This window comes from Streptomyces sp. NPDC093261 (genome assembly GCF_044753645.1).
Classification (GTDB): domain Bacteria; phylum Actinomycetota; class Actinomycetes; order Streptomycetales; family Streptomycetaceae; genus Streptomyces.
The window spans coordinates 110,531-120,319 of sequence record NZ_JBIVNO010000012.1 but is presented as its reverse complement, the minus strand read 5'-3'; the positions used below and the strand labels follow the sequence as shown (position 1 = coordinate 120,319).

Genomic DNA, 9,789 nt, shown 5'->3' with positions numbered 1-9,789 from the left:
GGGCCCCGGGGGGCCCCCCCACGCCCCCCCGGGGGGGGGGCTTCGCCCGGCCCCCCCCCGGCACTTGGGGGGGGGCCCGCCCCTGCACCCCGCCCCCCCCACACCCATGTCACCCGGCCGGAGCGCCGGCCACGGTCACCATCGGTACCAGCGGCCCTTGCGTCCACCGGGGCCCGTCGGCCGTACGACGAAGCCCAGCAGCCAGAGCACCAGCACGATGACCGCGATCCACCACAGCGCCTTCAGGGCGAATCCGGCACCGAAGAGGATCAGTGCGAGCAGCAGAACCAGAAGCAGGGGAACCATAGTTATCAACCTCCGCCGCTCCGTCTGCCCCCGGATTCCGAGGAACACGCGCTCGAACACCATGGTTTCTTCATGGATCTTGCGGGAACCCGACGGCATTCACCCGACCCCGTGAGGCGGCCCCGCCGGGGCGGGGCCGCCGGGACGGGGCCGCCGGGACGTCAGCGCCTCGTCGCCCACCACAGCAGCACCACGGTCACGGCACCGCTGCCGAGCTTGTACGCCGCGCCCTCCAGAAACCGGTCGGGGACACGGCGCCCATGGCGTCGTAGCCACGCGGGCAGGCCAGAGTCGGTACGCCTGAGCGCTGCGCTCCTGCCTGACGGATGCTTCCGCAGCCGATTCGCATGACGCTCCTTCATACGGCTCTCCTCTCATCCGCAGGTATGGGCACACGCTCGTTCCTGCCCGAGAACGCACCGCCTAGAGGCAGAAGGCTCCGAACGAAGGATGATGATCACTCTTTCGCCGGGACTTCCCCGGGGTCCATCGGCGGGTCGGACGGGACCGCGCGCCCTCAGGGGGCGATGGGCAGGTGCCGTTTGTGCTCGGTGAGCCGGTAGCGCCGGACGATGGCCGCGAAGACGGCCTCGTCGACCGGCTTGCCCTCCAGGAAGTCGTCGATGCCGTCGTAGGTGACGCCGAGCGCCTCCTCGTCGGGCCTGCCCGGGTTCAGTGTCTCCAGGTCCGCGGTCGGGGTCTTCCAGGTCAGCTCGGAGGGCGCGCCCAGCGCCTGCGAGATGGCCCGTACGCGCCGCTTGGTGAGGCCGGTGAGCGGAACGACATCGGCGGCGCCGTCGCCGAACTTGGTGAAGAAGCCGGAGACCGCCTCGGCCGCGTGGTCGGTGCCCACCACCAGGCCGTCGTGCGCTCCCGCCACCGCGTACTGGGCGATCATGCGCTGCCGGGCCTTGATGTTGCCGTGCACGAAGTCCTGGTGGTGCGTGTCACGGAACACCGTGTCGCCGGCCAGCAGCGCCTCCAGCGCGGCGTCACTGGCGGGCTTCACATCGACGGTCAGGACACGGTCGGGCCGGATGAACTCCAGCGCCCGCTGCGCGTCCTTCTCGTCGGCCTGGGCGCCGTACGGCAGTCGCATCGCGAAGAACGTCGACTCCCGCCCGGTGTCGCGGACCCGCTCCACCGCGAGTTGGCACAGCCGGCCCGCGGTCGTGGAGTCCACGCCGCCGCTGATGCCCAGCACCAGCGAGCGCAGGCCGGTGGACGTCAACTGGTCGGCGAGGAAGGCCACCCGGTGCTCGATCTCCTGCCGGACATCGAAGGACGCGCTCACCCTGAGTTCCCGGGCGATGTCCTGTTGCAGGGATATGGACGACGGGTCGGTCACGGTTGCTCCTCGGTCGTGCTCGTGGTCAGGGCCGGCACGCGCCGGGCGGTCGGGGCTACCGACGCGTGCAGGGGCGCAAGCACTCTAAAGGAGGTGCGCAGTCCCGCGTGGTCCGGCAAGGAGCAGGTCAGGCGCCGGCGGGCGCCGTGGCCGGGCAGGTGCCGTCCTCCTCCGCCTCCTCGGCGGTCCTCTCCCGGGCGGTGCGGTGAGCCTGCTCGATGGCCTGGCCCCAGTAGGTCCCGGCGACCATCAGCACCGCGCCGAGGGCGGCGAGGGCGGTCAGACGCTCGCCTCCGACGCCGATGCCGATGGCGACTGCCCACACAGGTTCGGTGCCCAGCAGAAGGCTGGCCCTGCTCGCGGAGGTGCGCTGGATGGCCCAGGTCTGCGCGAGGAAGGCGAACACGCTGCAGAACAGGGCGAGATAGACGAGCTGGGCCCAGGTACCGGCGGTGGCACGAGCCAGGGTCGGCAGACCGCCCGCGACGGCCGGTGCGAGACACAGCGCGGACCCGACGACGGTCTGCACGGAGGTCAGTTGGAGCGGCCTGAGTGCGCGGCCCGAGGTGAGCCGTCCGACCAGGGCCACATGGGCGGCTCGGACCGCGGCCGCGGCCAGCATCAGCAGGTCGCCCGCCCCGGGTGTGCGCAGCCCGTGTCCCGAGGCGAGCAGGCCGACCGCCACGACGCACACGCCGGCGGCGAGGAAGAAGCGCGGCGGCACCCCGCTGCGGCCGCCCGAGCGGTCGAGCAGCGGAGTGATCACCAGCGTGAGGCTGATGAGCAGGCCCGCGTTGGCGGCGGTGGTGTGCGCCACGCCGTACATCTCCAGGATCAGGACCGCCGTCTGGGTCAGGCCCAGCACCGACCCGATGCGGATCTCCTCCCGGGTCCAGGGGAGCTGCCGACGGCGCGCGGTGGCCAGGGCGAGGGGCACAGCGGCCAGCGCGGAGAGCAGTGAGCGCAGGAACAGCACCACCAGAACCGGGGCGGCTTCGGTGGCGGTCTTCGCCGTCAGATAGCTGGACCCCCAGACCATCGCGACGATCAGGAGCACCAGATCGGTTCGACGTGTGTCAGGCATGCGCTCCACGGTGCCCCAGCAGCACAATGAAGCCAAGTACCAGCTACTGAAATGAATCTTTAGCGAAGCTACACTGTAGATATGGACGAGAGGCAGCTGCGGGTCCTGCGTGAGCTGGGCGAGCTGGGCAGCGTCACGGCCGCGGCCGAGGCGCTGATGGTCACCCCTTCGGCGATTTCCCAGCAGCTGCGCCTGTTGCAGCGTTCGGTGCCCGTCCCGCTCACCGAGCGCGAGGGCCGGCGGCTGGTGCTCACCCCCGCCGGACGGGCCCTGGCCGACGCCGCGATCGGCGTCGAGGCCGCCCTGGCCCGAGCCCGCCACAGCGTGGAGGAGTTCCTCGGCCAGGCCGACGGCCTGGTGTCGGTGGCGGCCTTCCACAGCGCCGCCGCGGCCTTCTGGCCTCACCTGGTGCGCGCGCTGTCCACCCCCGGCTCACCGAAGCTCGCGTTCGCGGACGAGGATGTGGCCCAGGACGACTTCCCACCGCTGACCCGCGAGTACGACATCGTCCTGGGCCACCGCCTCGACCACGCCGCGCCCTGGCCGCCGACGGTGACCGCCACCGCCCTGCTGCACGAACCGCTCGACGTCGCGCTGCCCGCCGGCCACCCCTTGACCGCCAAGGCGCGGCTGACACCCCGCGATGTGGCCGGCGAGCCCTGGATCACCGTCCACGACGGCTTCCCGCTGATGGCCACCATCGAGGCCATCGCCGCCGCGGCCGACCGTCGGCTCCACCTCGCCCACCGCATCAACGAGTTCGCCGTGGTCGCCCACGTCGTGGCCGCCGGCGCCGGAATCGCCCTGATGCCGCGCTGGACGGGCCGCCCGCACCCCGAGGTGGTGCTCAGGCCTCTGGCCGGCGTCAGCGCACGACGTCACATCGACGCACTCCACCGTCCCGAGAACACGGCACGCACGGCCGTCCGGACCGTCCTCACGCAACTGCGACACGCGGCGGCGGCCATCAGCTCGGGAGCCGAGTGACGGGCGGGGCGGAGGGCCGGCCCAGCCGGACGGCCGCTCAGCCCGCAGCCCGACGGTCACCGGATCGGCCAGGCTGCCGTGTGCCGCTACCCGCGTGCCCAACAGCGGCGGAACCGTTACCGCTGTGCGGAAGCGGCCGACCTGGCGGCCTGGAGGACGAGGTCGGTGACGGCGTCGGGATGGGAGATCATGGCCACATGGGAGGAGTCGATCTCCACCGTGTGCGAGCCCGCGCGCTCCGCCTCGAAGCGTTCCTGGGCCGGGTTGATGGTCTTGTCCTGCTTCGCGACGAGGAACCAGGACGGAACGGTGCGCCAGGCGGCCTCTTTGGCCTTCTCGGAGAAGGCGGCCGTGCTCACGGGCCGCTGGGTCGCCCCGAGCACTCTCGCCGTGCGCTCCGGCAGATCGGCGGCGAAGACCCGGTGGAGCTTGTCCGGCTGAAGGTAGAGATCGGTCCCGCTCACTCCGCCGCCGGCCCGGTACGGAACGGAACGCAGGGCGCCGGCGAGTTCGCTCGGGAACCTGCCGGCCAGTGACATCCCGCTCTCGCCCTTGTCCGGGACCAGGGCCGACACATACACGAGCGATCGCACCTGGCTGTTCCCGGCCGCGGCGGAGCTGATCACCGCGCCGCCGTAGGAGTGGCCCACCAGGACGATCGGCCCCTTGATGCCCTTGAGCACCGAGGCGATGTAGGTGGAGTCGTTGTACAGGCCGCGCAGCGGGTTGGCCGGAGCGATGACGGTGTAGCCCTGGCGTTGCAACCGTTCGACCACCCCGTTCCAGCTCGAGGCGTCGGCGAACGCCCCGTGGACCAGGACGACGGTGGGTTTGGTGCCGGAGGCGGCGTCGGCCGCGCCGGCGGGGGCTGCCCCGACGGCGCACACGGCCAGGGCGCACCCGGCGGCGGTGAGGTACGCGCCTCGTATGCGACGCGGTATGCCGTGGCTCGCAGTTGCTGTCATGGCGTTCTCTCTTTGCTCAGGGTCTCCGTGACCCGAGTGTTCACCCATCCGTGGCGGCGGGCCCGGCCGCATGGTCCGAACGGGGCAAGGCTGGGCCGTCGGAGTGAGGGCTGCCTGCCGCCCGGCCGGCCCGCCCCGAGCCGCTCCGGTCCCGGCTCCGGCTCCGGCTCCGGCTCTGGCTCCGGTCAGGATTCCGCGGATGGCCTCCGCCACAGGGCGGTGCCCACTCCGGCGACGAGGAGGGTCGCACAGCCCGCGAAGACCACACCGGCGTCGCGCACACCGAGGGCCACGGCCAGTGCGCCGACCCCGACGACGGGCAGCGAGATGCCCACGTACGCGACGACGAAGAACGCCGAGATGGTGGCGCCCCGATGCGTGTCGGGCGCCGCGGAGCTCACCGCGCTCAGACCGGCCCGGAATGCCATGCCCTGCCCCACACCACCGGTCACGGCCCCCACGAGGAGCACCGGCAACGACTCCAGAAGCAGCGAGGCCCCGACGAGCAGGAGACCCACGACGAGCACCAGGCAGCCGAGCGGCAGGGCTCTGCGCGTCCCCGCATATCCCTGGAGCAGCTGTCCGCAGGTCGAGGCGCAGAACACGGAGAAGACGACGGCTCCGACCGCCGCCAGATTGTGTTCGCCCAGCGTCTGGCCGAGGAAGGCCGGGGCGACCGCGGTGAACAGGCCGAGCAGCGAGAAACCGGCGAAGGCCGCGAGGGCACAGGAGGCGAACACCCCCCGCACTTCGGGCGGGACGGTCATGCCCTGGGGCCGCAGCGGGGGCCGGGGGCCGGTCCGGCGCGCGGTCTCCGGCAGTGCAGCGGTGACCACGGCGGCGGCCGCCAGGAGCACCAGATGTGCGAGGAAGGGCAGTTTGAGCGGCCAGGGCGCGTACTCCGCGAGGGCACCGGAGACCAGGGGGCCGAACCCGAGGCCGCCCATGTTGGCGGCGGTCGCCGCGAAACCGGCGCGGGCGCGTCGCTCGGGCGGTGCCAGTTCGAGGACGGCCGCGGTGCCGGTGCCGCTCAGCAGGCCCGCGGAGAACCCCGACAGGACCCGTCCGGCGTAGAGCAACGGCAGTCCGCCCTCGCAGAGGAAGCACACCGCGCTGAGCGCGGCCAGCCCGAGCGCGCCCAGCAGCACCGGGCGTCGCCCCAGCAGGTCGGAGAAGTCACCGGCCACCAGCAGGGCGGTGATGACGCCCACCGCGTAGACGGCGAAGACCACGGTGACGATCAGCTCGGAGAACCCGATCTGCCGGCGGTACAGCCCGTACAGCGGCGTCGGCAGGGTGGTGCCCAGCATGCCGACGGCGAAGACGCCCGCCGCGGCCACATACCCGGGCCGACGGGCCGGTCGACGGCGTTCGGTGTCACGGCTCATCACATCCACGATAGGTATCCCGGCGCGGTGCGCAGGGCCGGGCGCGGGCGACGACCTCGCGGTGCGCAGGGCCGGGCGCGGGCGACGACCTCGCGGCCCGCGTCCGGTCCGTGCGCCCCGGCGAAGAGGGGGCCGGACGGGTGACGGCTCAACGGGTGACGTCCACGCGGGACGGCACACGCCTTGGTTCCTCTCGCTCGGCCGCAAATTCCGTAAGAGAAGCGGGACTTGGACAGGATCACGTTCCGGGACGGCCCCCGAAGCGCCGCGGACGGGCACGCCGCCCAGCACGTCCCGAACGGCCCGGACGTGCTAAGCGAGGGCTATGAGACAGTCCCGAATCGCGGCATGTGTGTCCTCGCTCCTTCTCTCCGCCGTCTGCACCCTCACGGGTACCGCGCCGGCGCAGGCCGCCCCACGGGCGGCGGCCACGGGCTACGTGGCCCTCGGGGACTCCTACTCCTCCGGGGTCGGAGCCGGCGGCTACTTCGCCTCCAGCGGCGACTGCCTGCGCAGCAGCCGGGCGTATCCCGCCCTGTGGGCCGCATCCCATCCGCGCGCGTCGTTCAGCTTCACGGCGTGCAACGGCGCCCGGACGAGTGATGTCATGGAACACCAGCTCGGCCCGCTCAACACCCGTACGGGACTGGTCAGCGTCACCGCCGGCGGCAGCGACTCGGGCTTCGGCCATGTGATGACGACCTGTGTGCTGCGCGGCAACACCGCATGTCTGGCCGCCGTGGCCGAGGCACGGACCTATATGGACAGCACTCTCCCGCGCGATCTGGACCGTCTCTACACGAGCATCAGGAGGAAGGCCCCGGCCGCCCATGTGGTGGTCCTCGGCTATCCGCACCTGTACAAGGTCCACGGCACCTGCACGGCCGGGCTCGCCGACACGTCACGGTCCGCCCTGAACAACGCCGTCGACCATCTCAACACGGTGACCGCGAAGCGCGCCGCCGACCACGGATACGCGTTCGCCGACGTACGTTCCGCCTTCAGGGACCACGAGATCTGCTCCCCCAGCCCCTGGGTGCGCAGCGTCAGCCTGCTGGCGCCCGTCGAGTCGTACCATCCCACCTCGCTCGGACAGTCCCGCGGCTACCTCCCGGTCTTCACACGCACCGCCTGACGGCCGCCCACCGGCGGGGCGCCGTCGGGACGAAGCAGCCGGGGCGTCATCGGTGACGGGACGTCGCGTCGCCCTGTCCCGGACGTGTCGCCCTGTCCCGGACGGTCCTGCGGGGGACGCGTGGGGAACCCGGGCACCGTCTCCGTGCACCACGACCGAGATTCCGCTTCCTGTCACGAGAAGAACCGTGTCCGGCCCGCGCTCCGCGGCCAGGTCCCGACCCGCCACCCTGCCCCGTCGGCAACACCACTCCTCCGCGCCGCGGATCATGGCGCCGGGGGCAGACGGAACCCGTGCAGGTCCTCCGGCAGTGGGCCCGCGGGCCGGAACACGGGCGCCGCTTCGCCGTCGGCGGCCGTCGCGGGCGCGTCGGTGAGCCGCATGCGTTCCCTGAGCCGCCCGTAGAAGTTGGCGGGGGTCAGCCTGACCAGGCGCAGCGGGCGCGGCGCCGCGGCCACGCCGATCCAGTCACCGGGCTCGAGGATGCCGCGCGACTGCCCGTCCACGCTCACCGCGGCCCGGCCGGAGTGGGGCAGCACCAGTAGGGCGATCGGCTCGTCCACGTTGGCGATCACCGTGCGGTTGAACGCCATGTGCGGGGCTACGGGGGTGAAGACGAGGGCCCTCATCCGCGGCGAGAGCACCGGGCCCCCCGCGGCGAAGCTGTAGGCGGTCGAGCCGGTCGGGGTGGCGAGGATGACGCCGTCGGCCGAGTACGACGCCAGCAGCCGGCCCGCGATGTACACCCCCACGCTGACCTGCCGGTCCCGGGCCAGTTTCTCCACCACGACGTCGTTCAGGGCGTTGATGTCCAGCGGGATCCCCCATGTGTCCTCCTCCACGGCGTCCCGCTCCGGCCGCGGCTCGGGCGGCGGCAGCGCCGGGCCCCGTCCGTAGCACAGGGTCTCCTCCATGCCGAGGGGTATCTCCAGCAGCCTGGAGGACCGCATCATCAGCATCATGCGTTCCTCGCACTCGCATCTCCCGTCCTGAATCGCCTCCAGCGCCTGCCGCACCTCCGCGACCGGGGTTTCGGTCAGGAAGCCGACCCTGCCCACGTCCACGCCCAGCACCATGGCGTCGTTCTTGGCCGCGATGCGCGCGCCGCGCAGGAACGTACCGTCTCCACCGAGTGTCACGATCAGGTCCGGACCGCCCGCCGCCTGCACTTCCTCACGGGCGTGGCGGCGGCTCGCCCCGTCCTGCCACACATCGATGTCGACGCACCCGATACCGTGCCGCGCGCACCATTCCCGTACCGTGCGCGCCCCGGCGACCGCCTGGGGGCGGCCCCCGTGCACCACCAGGCCCACCCGGCTGATCGGCATGACACCACCTCCCGCGCCGTTGCCCCCGCGCCAGGCCGGAATCGGTCGGCCCCGCTCCCGGTGAAGCCTGCGGCGGGGGCGGCCCGCCTCATCATCGTCGCGCAGCGGAAGCCGCGCCTCCTGTCGCACGGCGGGCGGGCACTCCTGCCGTAGCCCGGTCCTCCGTTTGCCGGGCCCCATGGGCGGAACCCGGAGGGTCTGTCCGGCACAGCCGCAGCGCAACCCAGGGAGTGTCGCATGCAGTCCGTGACCAAAGGCCTGCTGGCGGGGGCGGCCGGCACCCTCGCACTGAACCTGGTCAGCCACGGCGACATGCCGCTGCGCGGCCGTCCGTCCAGCAATGTGCCGGCCGAGGTGGCCGACCGTCTCGCCGACCGCGCCGGCGTCCCACTGGGTGACGGGGAAGAGAAGTCCAACCGTGAACAAGCCCTGGGTGCCATGCTGGGGTACGTCATCGGCCTGGGAATCGGTTGCGCCTACGGGCTGTTGCGGCAACGGGCCGGCCGGCCGTCGATCTGGACGGCCGCACCACTGCTCGGCGCTGCCGCCATGGCGGGCAGCGATCTCCCGGCCACCGTCCTGAAGGTGACCGACCCGGCCTCCTGGCCCCTGACGTCCTGGGCGTCGGACGCGGCCTCCCATCTCCCCTACGGCCTGACCACGGCTTCCGTGTACGAGGCACTGCCCTGACGGAGGCGCAGTAGCTGCTGGTCAAGGCTCCTGGGACGTACAGTGAAGACAGTGCCGGCTCTCGCACAGCCGCCCCCGCGGTTCGGGGTGCCTGTGGGAGGCCCCGGGCCGCAAGGAGCGAGGCATGATCCACTCAGCCGATATCCGCGAATGGCGCAACCGTGACGTGGTGGACCCCAAAGGGCGCAGGATCGGGGCCCTGGAAGCGGTCTATGTGGACACCACCACCGACACGCCGGCCATGGCCACCGTCCGTACCGGGCTGCCGACCCGGCAGCGGCTCGTCTTCGTCCCCCTCGACGAGGCGACCCTCGGGCCGGGTTACGTCCAGGTGGCGCATTCCAGAGGCCTGGTGAGGAAGGCGCCGTCCATAGGCCTGGACGACGTCCTGCCGGCCGAGCGGGAAGCGGAGATCTTCCAGCACTACGACCAGGCCTACGCGCCCGGGGCCGAGCACGGACGGCGCCTCGCACGCCGCTGACCTGCCATCTCGCCGACCGGCCCGCTGATCATCGTCGATTCGTCATCCGCACCACCGGCTGGAAGGATGTGTTCTCC

11 protein-coding genes are annotated in these 9,789 nt (G+C 72.2%); 4 read left to right on the top strand and 7 right to left on the bottom strand.

Going from position 1 to position 9,789, the window contains the following annotated elements; all coding sequences use genetic code 11:
• Positions 1 to 135 precede the first annotated feature (135 nt).
• The 4 genes from ACIP94_RS24510 to ACIP94_RS24495 form a co-directional block, all read right to left on the bottom strand.
• Positions 136 to 306, bottom strand: a complete 171-nt coding sequence (locus tag ACIP94_RS24510) for a DUF5670 family protein (protein WP_402429410.1) — start codon at positions 304 to 306, stop codon at positions 136 to 138.
• A 161-nt stretch (positions 307 to 467) separates the two neighbouring features.
• The gene (locus ACIP94_RS24505) at positions 468 to 668 is read right to left on the bottom strand and encodes a hypothetical protein (protein ID WP_402429407.1); all 201 of its coding nucleotides are present in this window, start codon (positions 666 to 668) and stop codon (positions 468 to 470) included.
• 155 nt (positions 669 to 823) lie between these two features.
• Positions 824 to 1,654 (bottom strand): ammonia-dependent NAD(+) synthetase, encoded by an 831-nt coding sequence (nadE, locus tag ACIP94_RS24500; RefSeq protein WP_402429404.1) that lies wholly within the window; start codon positions 1,652 to 1,654, stop codon positions 824 to 826.
• Between the two features lie 127 nt (positions 1,655 to 1,781).
• Positions 1,782 to 2,738: a DMT family transporter gene (locus ACIP94_RS24495; protein ID WP_402429401.1), complete on the bottom strand. Its 957-nt coding sequence runs from the start codon at positions 2,736 to 2,738 to the stop codon at positions 1,782 to 1,784.
• Between the two features lie 81 nt (positions 2,739 to 2,819).
• On the opposite strand from ACIP94_RS24495, the gene ACIP94_RS24490 reads away from it, so the two are divergent.
• Positions 2,820 to 3,725 carry a LysR family transcriptional regulator gene (locus ACIP94_RS24490; RefSeq protein ID WP_402429398.1) on the top strand — a complete coding sequence of 302 codons (906 nt, stop codon included), beginning with the start codon at positions 2,820 to 2,822 and terminating at the stop codon, positions 3,723 to 3,725.
• A gap of 116 nt (positions 3,726 to 3,841) precedes the next feature.
• On the opposite strand, the gene ACIP94_RS24485 is transcribed toward ACIP94_RS24490, so the two are convergent.
• Both ACIP94_RS24485 and ACIP94_RS24480 read right to left on the bottom strand, forming a co-directional pair.
• Complete coding sequence (locus ACIP94_RS24485) at positions 3,842 to 4,690, bottom strand: alpha/beta fold hydrolase (RefSeq protein WP_402429395.1); 849 nt, start codon at positions 4,688 to 4,690, stop codon at positions 3,842 to 3,844.
• Between the two features lie 185 nt (positions 4,691 to 4,875).
• Positions 4,876 to 6,078, bottom strand: coding sequence for an MFS transporter (locus ACIP94_RS24480; RefSeq protein ID WP_402429392.1), 1,203 nt, complete (start codon positions 6,076 to 6,078; stop codon positions 4,876 to 4,878).
• Between the two features lie 325 nt (positions 6,079 to 6,403).
• Here ACIP94_RS24480 and ACIP94_RS24475 point away from each other — a divergent pair, with 325 nt between their 5' ends.
• On the top strand, positions 6,404 to 7,213 hold the full coding sequence (locus ACIP94_RS24475; RefSeq protein ID WP_402429389.1) for an SGNH/GDSL hydrolase family protein: 810 nt from the start codon (positions 6,404 to 6,406) through the stop codon (positions 7,211 to 7,213).
• A gap of 266 nt (positions 7,214 to 7,479) precedes the next feature.
• On the opposite strand, the gene ACIP94_RS24470 is transcribed toward ACIP94_RS24475, so the two are convergent.
• Positions 7,480 to 8,541, bottom strand: coding sequence for an NAD(+)/NADH kinase (locus ACIP94_RS24470; RefSeq protein WP_402429386.1), 1,062 nt, complete (start codon positions 8,539 to 8,541; stop codon positions 7,480 to 7,482).
• Between the two features lie 237 nt (positions 8,542 to 8,778).
• Here ACIP94_RS24470 and ACIP94_RS24465 point away from each other — a divergent pair, with 237 nt between their 5' ends.
• Positions 8,779 to 9,231 carry a hypothetical protein gene (locus ACIP94_RS24465; RefSeq protein ID WP_402429381.1) on the top strand — a complete coding sequence of 151 codons (453 nt, stop codon included), beginning with the start codon at positions 8,779 to 8,781 and terminating at the stop codon, positions 9,229 to 9,231.
• A gap of 124 nt (positions 9,232 to 9,355) precedes the next feature.
• The gene (locus ACIP94_RS24460) at positions 9,356 to 9,712 is read left to right on the top strand and encodes a PRC-barrel domain-containing protein (protein WP_402429378.1); all 357 of its coding nucleotides are present in this window, start codon (positions 9,356 to 9,358) and stop codon (positions 9,710 to 9,712) included.
• Positions 9,713 to 9,789: the final 77 nt, after the last annotated feature.

What these genes read in the sequence shown, in the direction of transcription:
- ACIP94_RS24510 (WP_402429410.1), bottom strand. Translation starts at nt 306, where the DNA reads ATGGTTCCCCTGCTTCTGGTTCTGCTGCTCGCACTGATCCTCTTCGGT.
- ACIP94_RS24505 (WP_402429407.1), bottom strand. Translation starts at nt 668, where the DNA reads ATGAAGGAGCGTCATGCGAATCGGCTGCGGAAGCATCCGTCAGGCAGG.
- ACIP94_RS24495 (WP_402429401.1), bottom strand. Translation starts at nt 2,738, where the DNA reads ATGCCTGACACACGTCGAACCGATCTGGTGCTCCTGATCGTCGCGATG.
- ACIP94_RS24490 (WP_402429398.1), top strand. Translation starts at nt 2,820, where the DNA reads ATGGACGAGAGGCAGCTGCGGGTCCTGCGTGAGCTGGGCGAGCTGGGC.
- ACIP94_RS24485 (WP_402429395.1), bottom strand. Translation starts at nt 4,690, where the DNA reads ATGACAGCAACTGCGAGCCACGGCATACCGCGTCGCATACGAGGCGCG.
- ACIP94_RS24480 (WP_402429392.1), bottom strand. Translation starts at nt 6,078, where the DNA reads ATGAGCCGTGACACCGAACGCCGTCGACCGGCCCGTCGGCCCGGGTAT.
- ACIP94_RS24475 (WP_402429389.1), top strand. Translation starts at nt 6,404, where the DNA reads ATGAGACAGTCCCGAATCGCGGCATGTGTGTCCTCGCTCCTTCTCTCC.
- ACIP94_RS24470 (WP_402429386.1), bottom strand. Translation starts at nt 8,541, where the DNA reads ATGCCGATCAGCCGGGTGGGCCTGGTGGTGCACGGGGGCCGCCCCCAG.
- ACIP94_RS24465 (WP_402429381.1), top strand. Translation starts at nt 8,779, where the DNA reads ATGCAGTCCGTGACCAAAGGCCTGCTGGCGGGGGCGGCCGGCACCCTC.
- ACIP94_RS24460 (WP_402429378.1), top strand. Translation starts at nt 9,356, where the DNA reads ATGATCCACTCAGCCGATATCCGCGAATGGCGCAACCGTGACGTGGTG.